The organism is Streptomyces atratus (assembly GCF_014648655.1).
GTDB lineage: Bacteria > Actinomycetota > Actinomycetes > Streptomycetales > Streptomycetaceae > Streptomyces > Streptomyces atratus.
Genome location: NZ_BMRN01000001.1, coordinates 1 through 24,588, shown reverse-complemented (window position 1 = coordinate 24,588; position 24,588 = coordinate 1). Strand labels below are relative to the sequence as shown.

The window sequence follows — 24,588 nt, the reverse complement described above, 5'->3', positions numbered from 1 at the left end:
CCGATGAAGCCCCGGGTCAAGTTGGGACTGAACGGTGACATCCGCGGGGTCATCTTCCCGTGATCAGTGTGATTATCTTTCGCTGAGCGCGCATGTGCAGCGCGCGGGGGCGGGGGCCTGCGGGCTCCCAGGGTCTTGGCGGGGCCAGACCGTGTGAGGGGAGACGAGCACATTGAACGGGCAGCCGATATCGGGGACATCGGCCGGGGCGAACGGCGGGCGGCGCGGGCGAGGGGCCACCGGACTGCTGGCTCTGGTACTGGGTGCGCTCCTGTTGCTGGTGACGGCGTGCGGCGGGGGAGACGACGCCGGCAGCGCGGGCAACGACGGCAAGGGCGGGTCGAAGGCCGACGACACCACCGCCTCGCAGGCCGTGGTGACAGTTGCGCCGAAGGACGGGGCGGACTCCGTCGCCACCAGCGGGGCACTGAAGATCTCCGCCGAGCAGGGGAAGCTGACCACGGTGAAGGTCGCCGACCCCAAGGGCACCGAGGTCGAGGGGAAGATCGCGGCGGACGGCACGAGCTGGACACCGGACCAGCATCTGGCCGCGGCGACCAAGTACAAGGTCCACGCGGTCGCCAAGGACGCGAAGGGCCGTGAGTCGGCGAAGGACACCAGCTTCACGACGCTGGTCCCGCAGAACACCTTCATCGGGCAGTACACCCCGGAGGACGGTTCCACGGTCGGCGTCGGCATGCCCGTCTCGATCCACTTCACCCGTGGCATCACCGACCCGGCAGCGGTCGAGAACGCCATCAAGGTGACGGCCGAGCCTTCCGTACCGATCGAGGGCCACTGGTTCGGCAACGACCGCCTCGACTTCCGTCCCGAGGATTACTGGGCCGCGGGAACCAAGGTGACCGTGAAGCTCAACCTCGACGGCGTCGAGGGGCGACCGGGCGTCTACGGCAAGCAGGCCAAGACGATCTCCTTCACCATCGGCCGCAGCCAGGTCAGCACCGTCGACGCGAGCACGCACCGGATGAAGGTCGTCCGCGACGGCAAGCAGATCAAGGACATCCCGATCTCGGCGGGCGCCCCCGCGACCACCACGTACAACGGTCAGATGGTCATCAGTGAGAAGCTCAAGGTGACCCGGATGAACGGTGACACGGTGGGCTTCGGCGGCGAGTACGACATCAAGGACGTGCCGCACGCGATGCGCCTGTCCACCTCGGGGACCTTCATCCACGGCAACTACTGGGGCGGCTCCGGTGTCTTCGGCTCTGCCAACACCAGCCACGGCTGTGTCGGTCTGCAGGACGTGCGCGGCGCGTGGAGCAAGAAGACCTCGGCGGCCTGGTTCTTCGACAACTCGCTCATCGGCGACGTAGTGGTCGTGAAGAACTCGCAGGACAGGACGATCCAGCCGGACAACGGCCTCAACGGCTGGAACATGTCCTGGTCGGAGTGGACCAAGTAGCTCGCGTCGTACGGAAAGCGAGCGGGCCCGGTGCTGTGACCAACAGCACCGGGCCCGCTCGCGTTAGCCCCGGTTAACCTCCTTCTCATGACCGCAACCCTCGAAGTAAGTGACGGCGTCGGCACGATCCTGCTGGACCGTCCGCCCATGAACGCCCTGGATGTCGCCACCCAGGACCGGCTGCGTGAACTCGCCGAAGAGGCGACCCGGCGCGACGATGTGCGTGCCGTGGTCCTCTACGGCGGCGAGAAGGTGTTCGCGGCGGGCGCGGACATCAAGGAGATGCAGGCGATGGACCACACGGCGATGGTCGTACGGTCCAAGGCGCTGCAGGACTCCTTCACGGCGGTGGCCCGGATCCCCAAGCCCGTCGTCGCCGCAGTCACCGGCTACGCGCTGGGCGGCGGCTGCGAGCTGGCGCTCTGTGCCGACTTCCGGATCGCCGCCGACAACGCCAGGCTGGGCCAGCCCGAGATCCTGCTCGGACTGATCCCCGGAGCGGGCGGCACCCAGCGCCTCGCCCGGCTGATCGGCCCCTCCCGGGCCAAGGACCTGATCTTCACCGGCCGCCATGTGAAGGCCGAGGAGGCCCTGACGATCGGTCTGGTGGACCGCGTGGTGCCCGCCGCCGAGGTGTACGAGCAGGCGCAGGCCTGGGCCGCCAAGCTGGCGAAGGGGCCCGCCCTCGCGCTGCGCGCCGCCAAGGAGTCCGTCGACGCCGGCCTGGAGACGGACATCGACACCGGGCTCACGATCGAGCGGAACTGGTTCGCCGGTCTGTTCGCCACCGAGGACCGGGAGCGCGGTATGCGCAGCTTTGTGGAAGAGGGTCCGGGCAAGGCCAAGTTCCTCTGACCGAACGCCAGTTGGGCACAGGATGACGTGGGTTCATCCGTGCGGGCGGATTGGCCGGGCCTTGAGAGAACCTTGGGGCCCGGCTGGCCGAAAGGGCTGGCAACCTCACTCGGAGGCACTATCTGTGCAGGTCAGACGGGGTGCACCGGGCTATATTCTGCCAGTGGCATATGCCTACCGACCTCTCCGGAATGATGCATTCCGGGGTGCGGATTCCCTTGGAACGGCCTCGGAGCGCTCGCCTTGCGGCCATGATGGTCTGCATGGCGGGCCTGGAGGATGTGGAACAGCCGCGACCGCGCAGCGGCGCGACAGCGGCACGCTGGATGACGGCAGTCGACGACGAACAGGCGTTCAAGGCGCTGGAGTTGTTCGGAAACCCGGCGGAGGGTGAAGTCCGGCTGCCGTCCCGCCCGGAGTCCGCGGCCACCGCCCGAAGACTCACCTCGTGTGTGGTGCTGCGTCAGTGGGCGCTCTCCCCGAATACCGCCGAATACGCCGTGCTGCTCGTCTCGGAGCTCGTCGGCAATGCGGTACGGCACACCGGTGCCCGGGTTTTCGGGTTACGGATGCTGCGCCGTCGCGGCTGGATCCGGATCGAGGTGCGCGACCCCTCGCGTGGGCTGCCGTGTCTGATGCCCGTCCAGGAGATGGACACCAGCGGCCGGGGGCTCTTCCTCGTCGACAAGCTCTCCGACCGGTGGGGCGTGGATCTGCTGCCGCGCGGCAAGACCACCTGGTTCGAGATGCGGATCTCCGACCGCTGACCTCCGGCGGGCTCGTGCCCGGATGCACAGAAGCCCCCGGTCTGCCGTGGTGCGGCGCTTCGGGGGCTGCTGTGTGGGGGCCGTGAGATGGGGGGTGTGTTCACGGCCGCTTGTGACGACCGAGCTCGGGTCGATGCGGTCGTGTCACCGACTATGGCAGACGGGTGACCTCACCGCCAAAGGTGCAAACGGGGTATTTACATACATAATGGGACATTCTTCAGGTGAATCGCAGGTGTGATGGGTCACTTGCCTGGAAAACCATGAATATTTATGAGATTCAGCGGGTGATTCATTCGCGTCACCCGGATGCTCATATATCGGCATTCTTTGTGCATTTTGCCCCTACTGTTCTCCACATGAACGCCTCCGACACACCGGTGCGCCGCCGCAGCGCTCTGCGCGCGGGAGCAGGGGCCGCCATCACCGGTGCCCTCACCGCCGGATGCGCGGACCGCGGCGACGCCACCGGTACGTCGGCCAGGGCCGTCCCGACCGCAGTGAGCCCGAAGAACCCCGTCGCCGAGACCACCCGGCCCGCGGCCCCGCACCCCGCGCCCGCCCCGCACCGCTTCCCCGGGCAGCCGGTCCAGATCGACCACGGCCCCCGCGACCGCGCCCGCGTCGCCCTCACCTTCCACGGCCAGGGTGACCCCGCCATCGCCCGGACCGTACTCGCCGAGGCCGAACGGGCCCACGCCCGGATCACCGTCCTCGCCGTCGGCAGCTGGCTCGACGAACACCCCGAGATGGCCCGCCGCATCCTCGACGGCGGCCACGACCTCGGCAACCACACCCAGCGCCACATCGACATCTCCTCGATGGGCGAGGCCGAGGCGTACGCGGAGATCACCGGCTGCGCCCAGCGGCTGCGCCGGCTCACCGGCTCCATCGGCACCTGGTTCAGGCCCTCCCGCACCCGGTACGCCACCCCGCTCGTCCAGCGGCTCGCCGCCAGGGCGGGCTACCCGCACGTCCTCTCGTACGACGTGGACTCCCTCGACTTCACCTCTCCCGGCGCCGCGGCCGTCACGCGCAAGGTGGCCGGGGAGATCCGCAACGGATCGGTGGTGAGCCTGCATTTCGGCTATGCGGACACGGTCGCCGCCCTGCCTCTCCTCCTCACCGAAATCGACCGCCGCCGACTGCGCGCGGTGACGACCACGGAGCTGCTGACCTGATGTCTCCCTCCACCAAGCTCACCGCAGCCCTGCTCGGGGGCGTCCTGCTGGCGGTACTCACCGGCTGCGGCACTTCCGCCGAGAAGGGGAACGCCGAGGCCGCCGCACCGTCCGTCAGAGCGAAGCCAGCGCTGCCCGGCATGCCACCGGTGCTCGACGTCAAGGACGTCTACGCGGCCGACCGGCCGGGGAAGCTCTCCCCGGTCGTCAAGGACTTCCCGTCCCGGGTCTACGTCCCCAACACCAACTCCGACACGGTGTCGGTGATCGATCCCGCGACGTACAAGGTCATCAGGACCATCAAGGTCGGCCGCCAGCCGCAGCACGTCGTCCCGTCCTGGGACCTGAAGACCCTCTGGGTCAACAACGACATCGGTGACAGCCTCACGGCCATCGATGCGGCCACCGGGAAGGTGACCCGCACGGTGCCCGTCTCCGACCCGTACAACCTCTACTTCACACCGGACGGCAAGTACGCCGTGGTGATGGCCTCGATGGACCGCCAACTGGTCTTCCGTGACGCCCACACCATGAAGACGGCCAAGACCGTCCCGGTCAGCTGCGCGGGCGTCAACCACGCCGACTTCTCCATGGACGGCCGGTACTTCATCGTCTCCTGCGAGTTCTCCGGCGAACTCCTCAAGGTCGACACGGCGCGGATGAAGGTCGTCGGCCGGCAGAAGCTGCCGTTCAAAGGCGCGATGCCGCAGGACGTGAAGCTGTCACCCGACGGCGGCACGTTCTACATCGCCGACATGATGGCCAACGGGGTGTGGGTGCTGGACGGGAAGAAGTTCACCACCCCGAAGCTGCTGCTCACCGGCAAGGGTGCCCACGGCCTCTACGTCAGCCGCGACTCCAAGGAGATGTACATCTCCAACCGGGGCGAGGGCTCCATCTCCGTCTTCGACTTCGCCCAGCGCAAACTGGCCAAGAAATGGCGCCTGCCGAACGGCGGCAGCCCCGACATGGGCGGAGTCTCGGCGGACGGCAAGGTCCTCTGGCTGAGCGGGCGTTACAACTCCGAGGTGTACGCGATCGACACCGCCAGCGGCAAACAGCTCGCCCGGATCCGGGTGGGCGGCGGCCCGCACGGACTCGCCGTCTACCCGCAGCCGGGCCGCTACTCACTCGGCCACACCGGCGTCTTCCGCTGACGGCCCGGCGTCAGCCACGAACCGGGGCGCGACTGATCCGCCGAACACTCACCCCGCGACCAGCAGGGCCTCCGAGCCCACCGGCCGGTAGCCCGCCGCCTGGAACGTCCGCACACTGCGGGCGTTCCCCGGCGACTGCTGCGCCCACACCACCGCGTCCGGCACCAGATGCCGGGCCGCCCGCGCCAGCCGTTCCCCCAGCCGCCGTCCGCGTGCCTCCTCGGCCACCTCGACCGCGGTCTCCCAGCGCCCCGCGACTCCCCGGCCGAGGATCACCACACCGCCGTCGGCGGACCAGACCCTCACCTCGTCGCGGTACTTCATCGCCCGCGCCACCCGAGGATGCTCCGGGTCCTCGATCTCCCGCAGCGCGATCTCCGGCTCGCCCGGCAGCGCGTCCGCGACCGTCAGCAGATCGATGGTGTTCATGTGCCGGCCGCTGCGGGCCAGCAGCGCGCTCAGGAAGTACGGATTCATCGTCGCGGCGAGCGCGTCACCGGGGGTGGCGGCCAGCACCGCCCGCACCCACCGCGGGTCCTCGTCGGTGAACACCACCGAGTGCGCGGTGAACGCCAGCACTCCCGCATCCCGGGCGCCCGGCTGCCCCACCACCGTCGTGGACCCGTCCGGCGGGGGAAACCGTCCGCGCGCCGCAGCCGCCAGGATCTTTTCCAGTGTGTCGTCCATCGGCTCCCGCTCCCCGGTCCCGAACGCGGCCCGCCGGACGGCGGACACCCCATCCATGATCGACTACCGGCCGCCGCGACCGCCATCCGTCGGGCCCGTTAATCTGACCCCCGTCAGTCAGACACTGGTCAGGCATTACGAAGGGGCGAAACTGTGGCGGACATCGAGTCGGCACGCAAGGCATTCCAGCGGTTCGATCTCAACGGCGACGGGCTGATATCGGCTGCCGAGTACAAGAGCGTGATGGCTCAGCTCGGCGACCCCTACGTCACCGAGCCGGTGGCCCAGGCCGTCATCAACTCGCACGACGCCAATGGCGACGGGCTGCTCACGTTCGACGAGTTCTGGGCGGCGCAGAACAAGGGCTGATGCCGGGAGGACCCCCGGCCCGCGGGCCGGGGGCCGCCGCCCGCGCCGCTGTCGGCGGCGGACCGACCGGTGTCAGGTGTTCCTCCGGTACGGTGCCCAGCCGCGCAGCTCCTCGTCGCGCGGGGCGCTCACCACGGCGGGCGCTCCGGGGCCGAAGCCCATCACCGGGCGGGACGTGTCCCAGGCGGGCCAGCCGGGATCACCGGAGGCGGCGAACCGCACCCACGCAGCGTGCATCGCGTCGGCCAGCTCCTGCGGGGCGTCCTCACCGGCCAGAGCCACCGCGTCGGGCCGGTCCAGTGTGTCGAAGACGAAGGCGATCTCCAGCGCGTGACAGGCGCCGAGCCGCAGCACGGGGGACGGCCAGCCGAACTCGTAGAGATGGGTGCTCCCCGAGGCACCGGCGCGTGCATCGGCCACCCGGTTCAGCGGGACGCGCAGCAGCAGATCGGTGGCCAGCGCCCCGAGCAGCTCACCCGGAGTGGCACCGGGCCGGTTCGCGCGGTACGTACGTGCCGTGGCGCCAGGCACCTTGAACTTCAGCAGGGCCAGCCGCAGCTTGATCCCGGACAGCCGCTCCGTCAGACCGCTCGGCACGAACCAGAGCCGGTACTCCTCGCTGTTCGTGCCCATCAGCAGATCGACGTCGTTGGCGGCGCCGTCCAGCAGCGCTTCGAACGGATCGCGGGGCAGCAGATCGCCGTCCACGACGATCTGGAAGGAATTCCCGCCGGTCAGCGGGGAGCCGCCGGACGTCACCTCGGTCTGCGCAGCCAGGAGCTGCGCCGGGTCCACCGCTGCCAGCGCCCCGGCCGTCGCCGCGACCCCCAGCCGCTTCGCGATCAGCTCCGTGGTGCGTCGGGCGGCGGCGTCCAGGCGCAGCGCGGTCGGCGCACCGCTCTGCAGCACCGCACGCCGGAACAGGCCCTTGGCGCGCGGGGCGGCCAGCAGAGCGGCGATGCTGATGGCCCCCGCCGACTCACCGCACACCGTGACCAGGTCCGGATCGCCGCCGAACGCCGAGATGTTGTCCCGCACCCAGGCCAGCGCCGCGAGCTGATCGAGCAGCCCCCGGTTGGCGGGGGCGTCCGGGAACACCCCGAACCCCTCGATGCCGAGGCGGTAGTTGACCGACACGAGAACGACACCGTCACGGGCGAACGCAGCCCCGTCGTACACCGGCACGGCCGACGAGCCGTGCAGCAGCGAACCGCCGTGGATCCAGACGAGGACGGGCAGCCCGGTACGGGCCGGGGACGGTGTCCACACGTTGAGGTTGAGGCAGTTGTCGCCCGGCACGTCGGGATCGGGCAGCAGCCGGTCCAGCGGCGGGGAGTACGGCCGCTTGGGCGCGGTCGGCCCGAACGCCACCGCTTCCCGTACGCCCTCCCAGGGCTCGGGCGGCTCCGGCGCCCGGAAGCGGCGGGTGCCGACCGGCGCGGCCGCGTACGGGATACCGCGGAACACGGCGACGCCCTGCTCCAGCGTGCCGCGCACCGCCCCGTGGACCGTGCTGACCTGCGGTGACGTCTCGGATGTGGGAGGGGGTACGGCAGTCATGCGGTGGGTTCAGCCCTTCTGCGGCGCCGCGGTCGCGGACGGTGCGGTTGCGGAGAGTGCGACGGTCGACGAGCCGGACGGATGGTGGGTTCGGGAGCCGTCGGGGTGCGGCACCTCCACTGGCACCGGTGACTCGATACGTACCCGGTCCGGGGCCGCGTCGACCCGGACGAGGCCCTCGGACGTGGCTCCGGTCGTCGTCGGTCGGGGCGGCGTCGGCCGGATGGATCAGGAAGAGGCGGCCGTCAGCGCCCGCTTGAGGACCTTGCCGGTCGGGCCGAGCGGCAGCGTCTCGGTGAATCGCACGATCCGCGGATACTTGTGCCGCCCGAGCCGGTCCCGGGACCAGGCGATCACGTCCTCCTCCGTCACCGCACCCGCATCCGCACGCAGCACGACGACCGCGCAGACCTCCTCCCCGCGCGCCTCGTCCGGCACGCCGATCACCGCGACCTCGGAGATCGCCGGATGGCGCACGAGCACCTCTTCGACCTCACGCGGATAGATGTTGAAGCCGCCCCGGATGACCAGGTCCTTCTTCCGGTCGACGATGCTGAGGAAGCCGTCCTCGTCCCGCACCCCGAGATCTCCGGTGCGGAACCAGCCGTCGACCAGGGCGGCGGCTGTCGCCTCCGGATCGTCGAGATACCCCGCGAAGATGTTGTGGCCGCGCACCACGACCTCGCCGACCTCGCCGTCCGGCAGCAGCAGCACGGCGTCCTCGACCGCCGCGTCCGCGACACCGATCTCCACGCCCCAGACCGGGTGGCCGACCGTGCCGGGTCGCCGGCCGAGCTCCGGCTGGTTGAAGGTGGCGACGGGGGAGGTCTCGGTCAGCCCGTAACCCTCCAGGACCTGCGTCGCGAAGGTCTCCTCGAAGCGTTCGAGTACGGCGACGGGGAGCGCGGCGCCGCCCGAGACGGCCGCGCGCAGAGTGAGACGGTGCGTCGTGCCGTCCTTCGCCGCCGCCTCGACGAGTGCGTGATACATCGTCGGTACGCCCATGAAGACGCTGACGCCCTCGGCGGCCAGCAGTTCGAGTGCGCCCGCGCCGCTGAAGCGCGGCATGAGGACGAGCGTGGCCCCTGCCCGTAGCGTCGCGTTCATCGCACAGGTCTGCCCGTAGCTGTGGAACAGCGGCAGACAGCCCAGGACCACGTCGTCGATGTCCAGCCCCACCAGGTCGTGGGCGATCACGGACGCGTTCATCACGATGTTGAGATGAGTGAGAAGCGCACCCTTCGGCCGCCCGGTCGTGCCGCTCGTGTAGAGGATCACCGCGGTGTCGTCCGGCGCCGCGGGCTCCGGCGCGGGCAGCGGGTCACCATCCGTCGGCACGCCGCGCACGGCCCGCACCCCCGCGGCGCGCGCCCCGTCCTCGGCCACCGGCCACAGCGGACCACCACTGATCAGCGCAACGGAACCGCTGTGCCGCAGTACGTACGCCACCTCGTCGGCCACCAGCAGCCCATGCACCGGTACGACGGTCGCCCCGGCGGCGAGCGCCCCGTAGTACGCGTACAGGAAGTCCGCCGAATTGGGCAGCAGCACTGCCACCCGGTCTCCCGGACGCACCCCTGACGCCCGCAGCGCGCCCGCGCAGCGCAGTGCTCGCGCCCACAGCTCCCGGTAGGTGAGCCGGGTGTCCGAATCGACCACGGCGACGCGGTCGGGATACTTGCGGGCCGACTCGCGGAGGACAGTGGCGACGCTGAGAAACATGACACGCTCCAGGAAACATGGCGTTTACACGGCTGCTGCTGCTCAGAATCAGCCGTCGGCCCGTCTCCACACAATGTGCAGGTGCCCACCATGCGCATCGTCCACCTGGGCAGCGGCCCCTCGGAGATGTATGCGACAAGGCATCCGCCTATCGGGCGGGCGGGGCTAACCTTCCGGCATGGCGGACAGTCCCGGAGCCCGGACCCCTCGCAGCGACGACCACGGCAGCGGCGGCGCCGACGGGGAGCTGCGCCGCGCCCTGGCCGTCGCTCTGGTGCCGCAGATCGACGAACTGACCCGACGGGTCGTCGCCGACATCCACGCGCACAGCGGCACGTACGCCTCCGGCGCACCCGTCAGCCGGGACGATCTGTGGGAAATCTGCCGCGACAATCTGCTGCGGGCACTGGAGGACTTCGGCGGACTGCCCCCCAGCGGGGGAGACTTCGAGTACGCGGCGCGCGAGACGGGACGACGGCGCGCCGAGCAGAACGTACCGCTGGACACCGTGCTGCAGGCCTACCGGCGCGGGGGCCGGGTGATGTGGCAGATGATGGCGGAGCACCTGCGGGCGACACGGGCCGGACGGGCCGGTGGGACCGGGCAGGGACGGGATCCCGTGGGCGTGGTCGCGGGCGACCGGGACACCGAGCTCGACATGGCGGGCGCCGTGTGGGAGACCATCGACCGCTACTCGCTCGTGATGGCCGAGTCGTACCGGCTGACCCAGCTGGAGATGCAGGGCCGCCAGGACACCCGCCGCGTCGCCCTCTTCGAGGCCCTGCTCGACGGGCGCGGGGACGACCCGGCGGTCGCCGCGGCGGCCTCCGCCGCGCTCGGAGTGCCGGTCCACGACCGGTACGTCATCGTCGTCGCCGCCCAGGACCCGGCCGCGCCGCCCAACCCGGCGCCCGTCCTCGACGACCACGGCATCTGGTCCTTCTGGCGGCCGAGATCGGGCCGGTACGCGGGAATCGTGCGGCTGGCCGCGGGGGAGTCCGGCGTACTGCTCGACCTGCTGCGCCACCGCACCGGTGCCACCGCGGGCGTATCACCGGAGTTCGACCGGCTCGCCCAGGCGGGCCGGGCCCTGCGGCTGGCCGAGCAGGCCCTGCGTACGCTGCCCGCCGGCAGCGGCGAGGCCGCGGCGTTCGACGACCGGCTGGCCGAGGTTCTCCTCGTGGGCCGGCCCGAGATCGCCGAGCGCATCGTCACCACGCAACTGGGCGCCGTCCTGGACACGGCGGCCGAACGCGACGCGCTGCTCAGCACGCTGCGGGTCTGGCTCGACAGCGGCTGCTCGGCGGCGCGTGCCGCCGAGCTCCTCTACTGCCACCGCAACACGGTCCTCAACCGGATCGGCCGGATCGCCGAACTCACCGGACGTTCCGCGGAGTCGGGCGAGGCGCGGCTGGGGTGGGCACTGGCCCTCAGGGCGTTGCCGCTGAGAGGCGCCGATGGTGAACCGGCGCCCACGGAAGGCTACGTGGGCTAGAGGCGAACGCTCCGGAGATCCTGCCGCCGACGACCGGAGGCGGCGCGGAGGCCGGAGACCCGCCGCCGGGTCTCCGGAGACCTGCCTCCCGCCTCCGGTCGCGCCATGTTCTGCCGTCCGGTCAGGTGGCGAAGTACCGTGACAGCGACTCCCGTTCGTCGATCTCCACCAGATCGGGACGGGTGTAGCGTTCCGCGCGGGCGTGGTAGTCGAAGTCGCCCCGGACCAGCCCTCGGTAGTCCTGCACGCACCGCTCCAGCGCGGCCCGGGTGCGGCCGTGGATTCCGGCCGCCTCTATTTCGTCGATCAGTTCCTTCTCGGCGCGCTGCACCCGTTCCGCTATCTCGGCGAGCTGCCCTGCGGCCTCGTCGACGGCCTCCTGGAGCGTGAATCCGCTGTCGCGCTGAATGAGTCGTACCGCATTGTGCTCGTAACCGAGCAGTGCCTCCTTCTCGAAGGAGCAGATGTCGTTGCAGAGTCCCGAGTGATCGGTTACGGCGTTGCGCAGGGCGATATACGCGGGAAGGCTCCGGGCCGATTCCGGAAGGTCGATGCCGGCGGTGATCTCATGCAGATCGAGGAAGGGCTGCATGGCCACCGAATCCCGGCGGTGCTTCACAAATTCGTTCCTGGTCGGCACCTGCCCGGCGGCCCGTTCCACCGCCTCGGCGTAGTAGGTCCACAGCCAGGAGACCGTGTCCCGCCGGAACTGCCGGATCCAGCGCGGCGAGCGGTCGTGGTACGTCCGGGCCCGCAGGTCCACGAGTGCGTGCTCCATGGCGCCGCGCGGCTGTTCGTCGTCGAGTACGGCCACGAGTCGGTCGATCGCCGCCTCGCACATGCGGGGATCACGCCCGGCGGGACCGTCGTCGAACTCGTCGTCGACGAGGAAGGCCCAGAAGAGCCACTGGCAGAAGAGATCGAGATGGTGCTGCGAAGCAGTGGGGAATATGAGGGATATCCAGAGTTCGGGCCTGGTCCGGATCATCTTCTTCCGGGCCATCGGGGAGAGTGCGAGACCATTGGATTCGGCCCATTCCCAAGCGGCCTTCCCGGTCTCCTCCATACCGGGATTGCATCCCGCGCTCTGGAACGGCATATGAAACTCCGGCAGCGCAATCTGGCTCATTGGTGCCCCTCGTCGAGACGATGCGGATGAACGATACGAACGGGGATCTGATCGAATTCGCGCGTCGGCGCCAGTGCGCATCGGGGTGCGGGCCGCCCGCTCCCGCCCGACCCTGGCCAGAGGGTCACCGTACGAGATGAGCCGGTCATCCCTGCTCACTCTCCTCCGCCGGGGGTCGGGGCATCGGGGCCGGGCTCGTGGGTCTGCGGTGGCAGGCGCCGTTGGCCAAGGACGGCGGCATCACCATGTGTGACCCATAGTCAACCGCCTGTGGACGAGGGGGGAAGCCATGTGTGACCGAAATTGCCTGATCGTCATGGAGCGAGTGAATATCTCCGAGCAGTCGGTGATCTCTTGGGTTGATCGCTGAGCCGACGGCGCAGACGCCTGCGAAGCTCGTCGATTTCAGGCCGATCCGGGGCCGTTCCTCACCAGGGCCCGGACACGCCTGCGGGCCCCCGGGCCGCACTTCCTGACCCAGGGGTTGGCACACGTCTCGCTCAGGCGCCCTTCAGATGCCGTATCAGTCGCTCGAAGTCCTGCCACCCCGACAGATCCGACGGGTCGCCGGGGAGCGGGTAGTACAGCGCCGGACGGGACCTCGGGCCGAGTTGGACCGGTGGCTCGGACAGCGGGGTGCGCCGGGCGCGGTCGCCGGGCATCTCGCGGACCTCCTCCGCGCCGAGCACGAAGGCCAGCGGGACACCGGGCCCCTCGAAGCGCGGTGGAACGGCCAAATCGCGTCGTGCCTTGCGGAGTTGGACGAGCATCGACTGCAGGTGATGGCGGGTGGCGAGCACCTCCGCGGCCCGGGGCAGGGCGTCCAGCGGAGGCTCCTCGTCGGGCCCGTAGCCGAACGCCAGCGTGACGTCCTCCTCCACGCCCGCCTTCGTACGGCTGATGCGGACCGTCGCCAGACCCGGCCGGTCCGGGCTGCCGACCACCACGATCCAGGTCGGCTCCGGCGCCCTCTCGAAGGCGACATCGGTCAGCCGGCGCAGCGACCAGGGGAGGTTGGCGGGCTCCGCGGTGCCCCAGCCGGCCGGAGCCTCGCCGGTCAGCTCGCGCCACACCGACTCCAGGGCACCGCCGAGCACCAGCCGGTCGTCCGCGGGGTGGACCGTGCGGAACGAGACGGCCAGCTGACGCTCGCCGGTGTTCGCGACCTCCTGGTAGGAGGCGGCCACCGGCGTGCGCGGGTCCCCGGGGACCGGGTGGGCCGCCTCGACCGGTGCGAACAGGCCGTTCTGCCAGCGCAGTACGGCACCGGACAGGCCGTCGTAGTAGCCGTCCTTCTCGTCCTGCACCACCCAGCGGGACGGCCAGCCGCTCAGGCTGTTGCGTACGGCGGGGGAGAGCGTGGCCCCCGGCGAGGTGACGATCTGGAGCCCCAGCTCGGCATTGGCGGCGGCCCGGAACGCGTCCGAGAGCCAGGCCGTCATGGCGATCACCGGTCGGTCCTGGATGACGACGGCGACCTTGTCGGTGAGGGCGTCGACGGCGGGCTGCGCGGCCGCGGGTGTGGGCGCAAGGCTCACGCCCTCGGTCTTCACCACGGCGAGGGAACGCGCGGCCTCCGGCGGCCAGGCGGAGCCCCCGGCCAGCGTGGCGAGCCGGGCCGCGAAGGTGCCCGCGAGCAGCTCGGCCTCCTCGACGCCGGTGGTGGCGCGGGCCTCCGTCCACCAGAACGGAACCGGGGGCGCGGTGGCCCCGAGCAGCCGCTCGGCCTCGCCCGCGACCTGCACCAGCAGCGGTGCCTCGACGGAGACGAGCGGCCGGCCCTGCTCGTCGCAGAGCTGCACGACGGCATCCTCGCCCGTCGTCCCCACCAACTTGTCGGGGCCGCCCGCGAGCAGACCCGCGAGCACGGTCAGCGGGTCGGGCATGCGCTGGGTGAGGGCGATGACGTCCTTGGTCATGTGGTCGGCCGTTCCTTCTTCGTCCGGGGTGCGGATGTGCTGCGGGGCGTGCCCCGCGGGTACGGGACGGCTCCCCGGTGCGTCACTCGGCGGTGTACACGGTCTGGATCAGGCGGTTGGGCCGGCCCCGCTGGATGAACACACCGCGGCCCGCCGGCTGCTGCGCGGCGTACACACCGGGGAACAGCTGGCCCTCGCTGCGGTCGCCCGCCATGAGGAGCGCCGAGGCACCCGACTCGCGCAGCCCCAGCACCAGCGGGTCGTACATGCCGCGCGACGCGCCCGCGACCCGGCGCGTCAGGACGAAGTGGAGCCCGATGTCGACCGCGGACGGGATGTACGGCAGGAACGGGTCGAGCGGCGCCTGGCCCGCGGTGGTCAGCACGTCGTAGTCGTCGACGAGGATCACGATCCGCGGACCGCTGCCCCAGCTGCCGGGCTCCAGGTCCTCGGTGTCCGCCCGGTCGTCGGGCAGCCGCTTCTCCAGCTCGGTGGCGATTCCGGCGGCGAGGCCCGCGCACATCTTGGGGTTGTACGCGTAGCCGCCGCGGAACTCCTCGGGGATCGCGCCGCGCAGGCCGCGCCGCGGGTCCATGACGGCGAAGACCAGCTCCTCCTCGCCGTAGCGCTCGATGAGTCCTCCGGCGATGGTCTTCAGCAGGTTCGTCTTGCCGCACTCGCTGTCGCCCATGATCAGCAGATGCTGGTCGTGGTGGAACAGGTCGAGCATGGCGGGCGCGAGCGCCGTCTGGTCCAGGCCGATCGGCACCCGCTGGGGCTCGGCGACCGGGCCCGGCAGCAGATGAGGCTCCAGGACGTGCGGCAGGATCCGTACCGGCTGGGCGACCTCGCCGCTCCAGGTGGCGCGGACCGTGCGGGCCGTGTGCTCCAGGACGGCGCCGAGGTCCGAGGTGTCGGCCAGCCCGTCCGTACGCGGCAGCGCGACCTGTGCGAAGAGCTTGCCGTCGGTGAGGATGCGGCCCGGCTCGTCCGGCGACAGGGTCTGGGCGAGTTTGCGGTCGATGCTGGACTCGCTGGGGTCGTTCAGACGCAGCTCGACACGGGTGCCGAAGTTCGACTGGGTGGCGATGCGTACGTCGTTCCAGCGGAGCATGCCCGCGACGACATGTATGCCGTAGCCGCCACCGCGCTTGAGGATGTCGACGACGGCGTCGTCCAGCTCGTCGAAGTCGTCGCGCAGCGCGCCGAAGCCGTCGATGACGAGCACGATCTCGGCCGAGGCCAGCTGGGGCAGCCGGCCCGCCGCGTGCAGGGAACGCAACTGCTCCACGGAGTCGATGTGGTGTTCACGGAACAGCTCCTCACGGATCGCGAGCATGCCCCGTACTTCCTCGACGGTGCGTCCCGCGCGCTCCCGGTCCGCACGGCCGGCCACCCCGCCGACGTGCGGCAGGCCCGACACGGCCTGGAGGCCGCCGCCGACCAGGTCGAGGCCGTAGACGCCGACCTCCTGCGGGGTGTGCGTCAGCGACAGCGCGAGAGCGAGCGTGCGCAGGAGGGTGGTCTTGCCGGACTGCGGACCGCCGATGATCGCGGCGTGGCCGCCCGCCACCGTCAGGTCCAGATACCACTGGCCCTGCCACTGCTTGGTCGGGTCGTCCAGCAGACCGAGCGGCACCTGGAGCGGACCCCTCCGCTTGGCCAGTTGCATCCCGCGCGGGCCGACGTCCAGCGGGCCCGCGACCTTGTCCAGGGCGATGGCGTCGGGCAGCGGCGGCAGCCAGATGCGGCGCACCGGGCCGGCCGCACTGCGCAGCTGATCGACGATGACGCCCATCTCGGTCGGCCCGGTCTCACGCCGTCGCGCCTTCGGCTCCTCGCCCGGACTCTCCGGCTCGGCCAGGGTGTTGAAAGCCTCGTACTCAAGGGCGAGAGGACCGGTGTCCTCCTCCTGCGTACGCTGCACCGGGCCCTGGTACGCGCCCGAGACATAGCTCGCCTTGAACCGCTCGTAGTGGCTGGTGTCGACCTTCAGATAGCCGAACCCGGGCAGCGGCGGCAGATGGAAGGCGTCCGTGGTGTCCAGGACCGTACGGGACTCGTCGGCGGAGAAGGTACGCAGACCGAGCCGGTACGAGAGATAGGTGTCCAGGCCCTTGAGCTTGCCGCCCTCGATGCGCTGGCTGGACAGCAGCAGATGCACACCGATGGAGCGGCCGATGCGGCCGATGGACAGGAACAGGTCGATGAAGTCCGGTTTGGCGGTGAGGAGTTCGCCGAACTCGTCGATGACGACGAACAGATGCGGCAGCGGGTCCAGATCGGGCCGCCGGTCGGCGCGCAGCGCCGCGTAGTCACCGATGTCGGCGACATTGCCCGCGTCCTTGAGGACCTGCTGGCGGCGCTTGACCTCACCGGCGAGCGAGGCGTGGACGCGCTCGACGAGGCCCGCCTGGTTCTCCAGGTTGGTGATGACACCGGCCACATGCGGCAGGTCCGCGAACGGAGCGAAGGTCGCACCGCCCTTGTAGTCGACGAGGACCAGGGCGAGGTCCTCCGGCGGGTGCGTGGCCACCAGGGCGAGAACGAGGGTGCGCAGCAGCTCCGACTTCCCGGAACCGGTGGCACCGACACACAGCCCGTGCGGGCCCATGCCCAGCTCGGAGGACTCCTTCAGGTCGAGGAGCACCGGTTGACGGGAGTCGCTGATGCCGATCGGCACGCGCAGGAAGGCACGTTCGCCGCGCGGCGCCCACAGGTGCGACAGATCGAGCTGCGCCACGTCGTCGATGCCGAGCAGGTCGGCGAAGTCGACGGGCCCGGACAGCGGGGCGTCGACGAGCGACTCGGCGGACAGCCGCATCGGCGCCAGCATCCGGGCCAGACCCTCGGCGAACGGGATGCTGACCTCGTCCACGGTGCCGTGGGCACTGATCGGCTCCTGCTCACGCAGGTCCTCGATGACCACCCGGTCGCCGTCGACGGTGATCCGGACGCTGACGTGTCCCGGCTCCTGGACCCGGTGTTCGAGCAGGTGCAGCACGCTGACGCTCATCTCGCGCAGGCCGACCGCGTCGTCGGGGCGCGGCAGGTCGACGGCGTCCTCGCCGTGCCCGTCGGTGACGACGAGCAGCCGGGACGTCATGGACAGCGCGTCCTTGCCGGACAGACCGCGCCGCACCTCGGCCGCGTACGAGGCGCGACGGCGCAGCTCCGGGCCGATCTGGCGGGCGAGCTGGGGCGCGGAGGGGGCGATCCGGCGCGCGGCGACGGGACCGTCGAACTGCTCGGGGTCGAGCAGATGCGGCATCCACTTGGCCCACTCCCACTCGGCCAGCCGGTCGCCGGGCACGGCGAGTGCCATCGCCACGTCGTCGGGGGCGTGCGTGGCCGCGGTTTGAACGAGCAGGGCGCGTGCGACGCGCAGACAGTCCTCGCGGGGGCCGATGACGCTGATGTTGCCGACCCGGTCGAGCGGGACGGTGAGCGGCAGTTCGGTGCCGGTACGGAAGCGGTCCATCAGCGCCGACGCCTCGTTGAGCATGAAGAGATCGGGCGGTGAGAGGACCGACGAGCCCTGCTGGGCGACCTTCAGATCGCGTACCGGCATCTCACCGGTGCCGACGCGCACCCGCAGGAAGTCGCCGTCCGGACGGCGGCGCTCCCACACCCGGGCCGGGTCACGCACTATGTCGTACAGGGCGTGCGGGGGCGGATTGAGGATGTCGGCCCGCTCGGCCCGCTTGCGCTCCTCGTCGGAGAGCTCCTCGCGCAGGTCCTCCAGATAGGCGAGGTAGGCCTCGCGTTGGGTGCGGCGGGTGCGCTGGGCCTTGCCACGCTGCGAGAAGACGAGCGCGACGGAGCCGATGACGGTGACGACGAGGATGATCGCGCCGAGCCCGGCGAACTGACTGTTGCGTACGACCGTCATCATCACGACTGACGACATCACACCGGCGACGGGCAACAGCGACATCGCGATGTTGCCCGACTTTCCCTCGGGCAGGTTCGGCGGGGCCTCGATGGTGCGCGCCTCGGAGGCGGCCGGCGGCCGGGTGGTCCTGGCCGGGCGGTGGATCAGTCGGGTACTCATCGTCGTCCGTCACTCGGGGTCGGGCTCGGCATCGGGGATCAGTGGTGCTGCTGATCGGTGGTCAGTGGTGCTGCTGGGAGAGCCGGAACACATCCGCGGCGAGACGGGTGGCGGCCTCTCTGGTCGCGTGCGCCAGGAGTTCGGTACGGATCGCGCCGCCGGCTGCCAGGTGCCGGTCGTACGGCAGGACCTGGACACCCGCGCCGGTGGACTTGAGCTTCTCGGCGGCCTCGTCGAGATCGAGTCCGGGGTGCGGCACCAGCTCGCTCAGCACGACGACCGTGCCGGCGATCACATGCCGGGGCAGCGACTGCATCCACTGCAGCACCGCGTACGTACTGGTGATGCCCTCCAGCGTGGCGGGTGCCGCCAGCACGCGGGCCTGCGCGGCGGACAGCGCGACCCGGGCGACCTCGGCCGGCAGCGTCTCGCAGTCGACGACGGTGACGCCGAAGTAGCGGCGCAGCGAGACCATGACCCGCTCGTACGCCCTGCTGTCCAGCATCGCGCCGATCTGGCCCTGACTGCCGGGCAGCAGCCAGGCGTTGCCCGGGAGCTGGACGAGATAGCCGGTGATGTCCAGCAGCGACATCTGCGGCTCGATGATGCCCGCCAGGTCGCCGGTGGTCCAGCGCAGCGTCTCGGCGCCGAGACGCAGCGGCAGCGAGCCGAGCGCCGGGTCGGCCTCGACGAAGAGAACCGGGTCCTGCCGGTAGTGCGCGTACGTGGTCCCGAGCAGCGCGGCGACGGTCGACTTGCCGGCGCCGCCCCGGATGGAGGTGACGGCGATCTGACGGCCGGTCGTCACGGGCTGCTGGAGCATCTCGGCGGTGGCGGTGGTCCTGGCGACCTCGCGTGCGGCCGACGAGGACACGCTCACCCGCAGGGCGCGCGCGGCCCGCGCGGCGAACGGCTCGCCACGCCGCGCCTTGCGCCCGACGGCGGCCAGCCCCCTGTCCACCACGGGCCGGGAGTCGGGGGTGTGGTGGGGGCGGGTGCCGGGGGTGTACGTGGCCTGGGCCTGGGCCTGCTGCGGCTGCCCGACGGGGTGAGCCGCCATCGGCTGCTGTTCCTGGTGGCCGGGGTGCTGGGGCTGCTGCTGTTCCTGGTAGGCGGCGTACTGGGCTGCCTGCTGCGGTTCCCGGTAGCCGGCCTGCTGCTGGGGCGTCCCGTGCGCGGGGGCGCTCTGCGCGGGGAGGCCGGGGTTCGACGCGGGGGCGGTGTACGGCTGACCGCCCTGCCCCTGCGCGGAGGCACCGTACCCCTGCCCGCCAGGGCCCTGCGCGCTCTCCTGGGCGGCACCACCCCTCATGGCGCGCAGCACATCGCCCTGCCAGTTGTCTTCGTTCGGCATGTCTGCCCTTCTTTTTCGCCCTGCTGCCCCGCCCGGAGCACCTGCGCGTCGACTCAGAACTTGTTGAGCAGCTGTCCGTACACGCCGAACACACCGACGGCGAGCGGGAAGAGCCCCACCACGCCGATGGATTCGACCAGATCGGCCATGCGTCGCAGCCGTACCTGCACATGCTCGGGCGGCTGCACCGCCAGGACGAGCAGCGGCAGCACCGCCGCCACGCACAGCAGGGCGAGCGGCCCGGCACCCCCGGCGTGCTGCATCCACAGCACGACGAGGCGTACGAGCAGGATCGCGGCGGCGGCGAAGAGCGCCACGACCTCGGCGACCAACGGGAAGGCCCGTGCCCGGGAGAGCAGCACGAGGGCCACGAGCGAGGGGAGTGCCACGGTCCACACGGACGGCTTGTCGGCCAGGGTGAGCAGCCAGCCGCCGGCCGCCGCGGAGACCGCGGTGACCACCGTCGCGAGGGCCAGGCCGCGGTGGGTGGCCGCGAGCGCGTTGCCCACCTGGTGGCGGCTGACCGAGACGCCGCCGGAGCGGCGGTCGTCGAGTGCGGTGAGCCCCGATGCCGCCAGCGCGAGCCGGGGAAGCAGCCCGAGCAGCACCACGGAGAAGACGGCCATGACGGCGCCGAGCCGGGCCAGGTCGTCCTGCACGGCGGCAACGGCCTCCCACACCACAACGATTGCGGTGGTCGCCACGGCACCGATGAGCCCGCCGCGGCCGAGCGGCGAGAAGTAGCCGAGAAGCACCAGCATCAGGACGAGCGCGCCCGCGACGCCGGCGAGCCGCGAAGTCCCCGACCAGTCGTACGCATCCGCGGCGGTCCACGCGCCGGCGATGCCGAGGCTGCCTGAGGCCAGCAGAAGCGCGGTCGCCAGACCCCGGTTGCCCTGCCCGATCCTGGCGATGAGCGCACCGGCAGCCAGCAGCACGAGCGTGACGGCCACGAGGGCGCCGGTCAGGGCTTCGAGGGCGAACTCGCGGCGGGCGAGCAGCGCGGCGATCACCGCGAAGGCCACGGACGCCACACCCGCACTGGTCCGGCGCGCGGCGGGACGCCAGCGCCAGGCCTGCAGATCGAGGTCGTCGGCCACCAGATCGGTGACATCGTGCACGACCGGGGCGGGGGGCGCGGAGTGGGCCCGGACGAGCCGGAGCACGGCGCCGTCCACGATCCCGGCCGAGGACAGTGTGCTGTCGTGCGGCAGCGCGGAGCCGTCCGACGTGATCAACTGCCGTGTCATCGGGCGCGCAGCGGCCCGGTCGTCCAGCAACTGCAGAATGTCCGGCAGCAGCTGCCCGATCGGCGTATCGGACGGCAGGACGATATCCGCCCGGCGTCGCTCACCGACCAGGGTCACCCGGCTGAGCTGCGCTCGGGAAGTCGTTGCTGTGCTCACCACTTTACGGGAACCTATCATCGCGACGTTTGAGGAGTCGGGCAGCTTGGCGTGCCCATGCTACTAGCGCCTTCTCCGTCCCCTTTACGGGGAACTCTTTCTGAATTTGCCGGAGTTACCGAGTTACTGGGGATTTTTCGCTGATTCCCCGCTTTTCTCCGGTTGTGCCGATTTCATCGGCTGCTGGTACTGCTGTTCCTGACGCTGCTGCTTCTGCTGCTCGGCCTTCTGCTTCTCCAGCATGTTCTGGATAAACGACCACCCGACACATCCCGCGCACAGCACGGCCGCGATGGCGATCCCCGCGAAGACCTTCCCGAGCCGCTCGTCCGCCGTGCGCCGCGCCCGCTGCGCGCCGAACAGCAGCGCGTCCCGCATCCTGCGCCGGCGTACCGCCACCGACTCCAGAAGCTGGCTGTCGTAATCCCGTGCCATTCGTCTCGTCGTCCGTTGCCTCAGTCGTACGTTGCGTCGGTCATGGTCGCTGCATCACCGGCCGTCGGTCCGAGGGCCGGTGGCCGGGGTCGGGTTACTCCCGCTCACTCCTGCTCACTCCGAAGGAGCGGCATATTCCGCATCAGCCGACCTGCACCGTACGGGAATCCCCCCAATTAACTCCTGCAACATAAGGCATGGGCGAGGAGGCAGTACAGCCCAGGTTGTGGGGTGCACAAGTTGTGGAGCGAGCGAGAACAGCCGACGCCGATTCGGCATTCGTCAGGGATCGTCATGGGCGCCGGCGACCTCGGTCGCATACCACGAACACAGCGACTCGGCCACGGCGTCGATGAGTCCGTCTTTCGCCGCCCGGGCAATCGTCCCGTCCGAGAACCGCTCCCCGCGCACCACGGCCGTGGCCGCGCGCACGGCGTCGGCCGGGCTCATCCGGCCGTCGAGCGGCACGGTGGGCGGCGGATTGTCCTGCCAGAGGTACGCGGGTGTCACGGCGCCGACAGCGGGCAACGCCCGGACCACGCGTTCGAGCCGCCTGCTGTGCAGCGGATAGCTCATCTGCCGGGTGCCGTCCGGCTGTTCCCCGCCCTTGGACCACTGGACGTCACGGTCCTCGTCCGTCAGCGCGGCGAGCCCTTCCCTCAACTGGCGCCATGCGTCGGCGTTCTCACGGTCGAGCTGGGCCAGCAGCCGCCGGTCGTCGGCCGCGGTCACGATGTGGGCCAGCTCCGTGAGCGCCGCCAGGGACGGGGCCGCGGTCAGGGAGCCCGGGACGATGTGGCTGACGCACCTCGGGTCCGAGCCGCGGACCAGCGCGGCGAGCGCGGCTGTGGGGACGAGCCCGCGCGCCTTGGCCTCGTCGAGCTTTGCGGACCACTTGAGCCCTTGGTCGAACCCGGCCCGGTCACCGGCGGGCCGCAGGCACCAACCGGCGGCGTCGTCCTCGTCGTTGGCCCATAGGTAGCCCATCGCCTCGCCGCGGGCGTTGGCGACGGTGAGGTGGTGGACCGGCTTGTCGGTCTCGCTGCGGTAACGCGGTGCGTCGGGTTCGTACGTCATGATCCGCTCGTGCCGTGGGCGTCGGTGCGCGACCTCAGCCCCCGCTTGCCAGTTCCTTGAGTTCGGCGAGCGACGGGGCCTCGGCCAGCGAGCCGGGTACGACACCGCTGCCCAAAATGTCACTCGTGTCCCGGACCAGCTCGGCGAGCAGGGCAGTGGGAGCGATCCCGCGCGACTTCGCGTCCCGCAGTTTCCTGAGCCATGCGGCTCCGGCGTTGATCGCGGCGGCCCCCAGCCCCGGCGGCGTCACCCAGCCGGCGGCGTCACCCTCGTCATTGGCCCATACGTAGCCGATCAACACGCCGTCGCTGTCGGCGACCCGTACGTACTGCACGGGCCCCTGCGCGACACGGTTGTAGCGGGGCGGCCCGGCTACCCGCTTGAGCTGCATGTCTTCCTCGAAGCGCGGATTCGGTCGGTTCTCGCTGGTCATGCACTCCTCCTCTGTCACTTCGGCAGGACTTCGCCGTACACCTGGGCCTGTCCGGCCTCGTCCACGAAGACTCGGGTCACCCGGTACTCCGAGCCACGCCCGAGAAGGATCTCACGCTCGGTCACGCCGTAATGGCTGACCTTCTCCAGCCACAGCGCGGGCGTCCCCTTCGGGACGCGCAGGTGGAGGATGGCGTCCTTGCCCGCGAAGCTGGGTACCGGGTGGTTGCCGAGCGATGTGGACAGATAGCCCTCGTCACCGTACGTGCCACCCAGCATTTCGAGAGGCGAGTCGAGGTCGAGGTGTCCGATGCCCGTGCCGCGCACCACCATGACGTCCTCGGGCACGGGGCGGGTCGACATCACCCGGTCCATCTCGCTGATGTCGTGCAGCACCTCGGGCCTGGGACCGTAGTAGGGGTCGTTCCGCAGGTAGCCGTTCATGTCCTTGTACGAGGGGAACGAGTCGCCCGTGTAGTCCCGGAGCGCCTGCTGTGCGGACGGGTCCAGGTTGTCCACGTAGTCGTTCCAGTAGTCCCGGCCGTACTGGATCGCGTCGAAGTCGTCCGCGAACGGCACGGTGCCGTCGGTCAGTTCGGCGGCGGCGACCCGGTGCTTCTCGGCGGTGGAGAGTGCGTCGAAATCGGCTTCCGACACGTGGGGCGTGTACGTGAAGTCGTCCGCCGCAGTGCCCACGCCGGGCCCGTCCGCACCGTGGTGGCCGGCCGTCGTCGCGTCGTCGGCGCCGTGGAGGGCGTCACCTGCGGCGCCGTGCGGGTCCACATGCCCGCCGTGGTCGCCGGCGTGCGCCGCGTCGTCGCCGTGCGCGGCCACATCGTCCGCGTGCCCGCCGCTGTGCGAACCGTCGTGCCCGTGCGCGCCCGGTCCGTCGTGGCCCGGAGTGTGCGGGGCGTCCGTCGTGTGCGGGTTGCTGCCGGGCACGTCATGGCCGGGACCGTGGGGTCCCGTGGGCGGCAGATCGTGCCCCGGAGCCGTGTGACCTGGGATGTCGTGCCCCGCACCTGTCGGGACATGGCCGGGTGCGTGGCTTGCCGGGTCGAAGGCTGCCGGGGCGGGACCGAACGATCCGTTCGGTACGTGGTTGGGTGCTCCGCCGGGAACCTGGCTTGCCGGGTCGAAGGCGGCCGGTGCAGGACCGAACGATCCGTTCGGTATGTGGCCGGGCGCTCCGCCCGGTACGTGGTCGAAGCCGCTCCCCGTGTGCGGCGCCATGCCGGGGAAGCCGCTTCCCGCGTGAACTCCCGGCGCCACCGGCTGCTGAATCTGCCAGGACGAGGGCAGGCCCGACGCATGAGGGACCGTGTCGTGCGGGATCGGAGTCGTTTCGACCACGCCGTTCGGAGCGACCAGGTTGCCGTTGGGCTCCAGGAGGCGCCCATCAGGCAACTGCACCGAACCGTCAGGAAGTTTGGGGATCTCGATGTTGCCGATCCCCTTGAGGCCCTTGGTGATGTCGCCGATCTTGGAGAGGCCGGCGCCTGCGCCCTTGGCGATGTAGGTCATCGGGTCGATGACCTTGCCGGCCTTCCCTGCGACGGACAG

19 protein-coding genes are annotated in these 24,588 nt (G+C 70.7%); 7 read left to right on the top strand and 12 right to left on the bottom strand.

Translation table 11 applies throughout. From position 1 onward, the window contains the following. The first annotated feature begins 172 nt into the window (after positions 1-172). The 5 genes from IEZ15_RS00095 (at position 173) to IEZ15_RS00075 (ending at position 5,386) form a co-directional block, all read left to right on the top strand. A complete protein-coding gene (locus IEZ15_RS00095; RefSeq protein ID WP_189273173.1) occupies positions 173-1,426 on the top strand; it encodes a L,D-transpeptidase in 1,254 nt (417 codons plus the stop codon). Between the two features lie 87 nt (positions 1,427-1,513). Next, positions 1,514-2,281 carry an enoyl-CoA hydratase/isomerase family protein gene (locus IEZ15_RS00090; RefSeq protein ID WP_114246758.1) on the top strand — a complete coding sequence of 256 codons (768 nt, stop codon included), beginning with the start codon at positions 1,514-1,516 and terminating at the stop codon, positions 2,279-2,281. Positions 2,282-2,532: 251 nt separating this feature from the next. Continuing rightward, a complete protein-coding gene (locus IEZ15_RS00085; protein ID WP_189273171.1) occupies positions 2,533-3,048 on the top strand; it encodes an ATP-binding protein in 516 nt (171 codons plus the stop codon). 359 nt (positions 3,049-3,407) lie between these two features. Continuing rightward, the gene (locus IEZ15_RS00080) at positions 3,408-4,229 is read left to right on the top strand and encodes a polysaccharide deacetylase family protein (RefSeq protein WP_189273169.1); all 822 of its coding nucleotides are present in this window, start codon (positions 3,408-3,410) and stop codon (positions 4,227-4,229) included. After that, entirely contained in the window at positions 4,229-5,386 is a 1,158-nt protein-coding gene (locus IEZ15_RS00075) for a YncE family protein (RefSeq protein ID WP_189273168.1), read from the top strand. Before IEZ15_RS00080 ends, IEZ15_RS00075 begins: the two co-directional genes overlap by 1 nt. 48 nt (positions 5,387-5,434) lie before the next feature. Here IEZ15_RS00075 and IEZ15_RS00070 read toward each other — a convergent pair whose 3' ends face one another. After that, positions 5,435-6,073: a GNAT family N-acetyltransferase gene (locus tag IEZ15_RS00070; protein ID WP_114246762.1), complete on the bottom strand. Its 639-nt coding sequence runs from the start codon at positions 6,071-6,073 to the stop codon at positions 5,435-5,437. Between the two features lie 153 nt (positions 6,074-6,226). Between IEZ15_RS00070 and IEZ15_RS00065 the strand changes: the two genes are divergently transcribed. Next, a complete protein-coding gene (locus IEZ15_RS00065) occupies positions 6,227-6,442 on the top strand; it encodes an EF-hand domain-containing protein (RefSeq protein ID WP_093897410.1) in 216 nt (71 codons plus the stop codon). Between the two features lie 72 nt (positions 6,443-6,514). On the opposite strand, the gene IEZ15_RS00060 is transcribed toward IEZ15_RS00065, so the two are convergent. Further along, entirely contained in the window at positions 6,515-8,002 is a 1,488-nt protein-coding gene (locus IEZ15_RS00060) for a carboxylesterase/lipase family protein (protein WP_189273167.1), read from the bottom strand. A gap of 228 nt (positions 8,003-8,230) precedes the next feature. Next, positions 8,231-9,724: a long-chain-fatty-acid--CoA ligase gene (locus tag IEZ15_RS00055; RefSeq protein ID WP_189273166.1), complete on the bottom strand. Its 1,494-nt coding sequence runs from the start codon at positions 9,722-9,724 to the stop codon at positions 8,231-8,233. A 178-nt stretch (positions 9,725-9,902) separates the two neighbouring features. On the opposite strand from IEZ15_RS00055, the gene IEZ15_RS00050 reads away from it, so the two are divergent. Continuing rightward, positions 9,903-11,219 (top strand): PucR family transcriptional regulator, encoded by a 1,317-nt coding sequence (locus tag IEZ15_RS00050; protein ID WP_189273165.1) that lies wholly within the window; start codon positions 9,903-9,905, stop codon positions 11,217-11,219. Positions 11,220-11,340: 121 nt separating this feature from the next. Here the strand turns inward: IEZ15_RS00050 and IEZ15_RS00045 are convergent, their stop codons facing one another. From IEZ15_RS00045 to IEZ15_RS00005, 9 genes are all read right to left on the bottom strand, one after another. After that, positions 11,341-12,348 carry a terpene synthase family protein gene (locus tag IEZ15_RS00045; protein ID WP_408907034.1) on the bottom strand — a complete coding sequence of 336 codons (1,008 nt, stop codon included), beginning with the start codon at positions 12,346-12,348 and terminating at the stop codon, positions 11,341-11,343. 500 nt (positions 12,349-12,848) lie between these two features. Continuing rightward, positions 12,849-14,267 (bottom strand): DUF6177 family protein, encoded by a 1,419-nt coding sequence (locus IEZ15_RS00040; protein WP_189273164.1) that lies wholly within the window; start codon positions 14,265-14,267, stop codon positions 12,849-12,851. A gap of 82 nt (positions 14,268-14,349) precedes the next feature. Beyond that, positions 14,350-18,321, bottom strand: a complete 3,972-nt coding sequence (gene eccCa, locus IEZ15_RS00035; RefSeq protein ID WP_189273163.1) for a type VII secretion protein EccCa — start codon at positions 18,319-18,321, stop codon at positions 14,350-14,352. 61 nt (positions 18,322-18,382) lie between these two features. After that, a complete protein-coding gene (locus tag IEZ15_RS00030; RefSeq protein WP_189273161.1) occupies positions 18,383-19,675 on the bottom strand; it encodes a MinD/ParA family ATP-binding protein in 1,293 nt (430 codons plus the stop codon). A gap of 53 nt (positions 19,676-19,728) precedes the next feature. Next, entirely contained in the window at positions 19,729-21,102 is a 1,374-nt protein-coding gene (gene eccD, locus IEZ15_RS00025) for a type VII secretion integral membrane protein EccD (RefSeq protein WP_189273159.1), read from the bottom strand. Positions 21,103-21,204: 102 nt separating this feature from the next. Next, complete coding sequence (locus tag IEZ15_RS00020; RefSeq protein ID WP_114246770.1) at positions 21,205-21,516, bottom strand: hypothetical protein; 312 nt, start codon at positions 21,514-21,516, stop codon at positions 21,205-21,207. A 282-nt stretch (positions 21,517-21,798) separates the two neighbouring features. Continuing rightward, the gene (locus IEZ15_RS00015) at positions 21,799-22,593 is read right to left on the bottom strand and encodes a DUF6508 domain-containing protein (protein WP_189273150.1); all 795 of its coding nucleotides are present in this window, start codon (positions 22,591-22,593) and stop codon (positions 21,799-21,801) included. A 34-nt stretch (positions 22,594-22,627) separates the two neighbouring features. Further along, positions 22,628-23,026 carry a hypothetical protein gene (locus IEZ15_RS00010; RefSeq protein WP_189273148.1) on the bottom strand — a complete coding sequence of 133 codons (399 nt, stop codon included), beginning with the start codon at positions 23,024-23,026 and terminating at the stop codon, positions 22,628-22,630. 14 nt (positions 23,027-23,040) lie between these two features. Then, on the bottom strand, positions 23,041-24,588 hold a 1,548-nt coding region (locus tag IEZ15_RS00005), incomplete at its 5' end, for an ADP-ribosyltransferase (protein ID WP_308427362.1).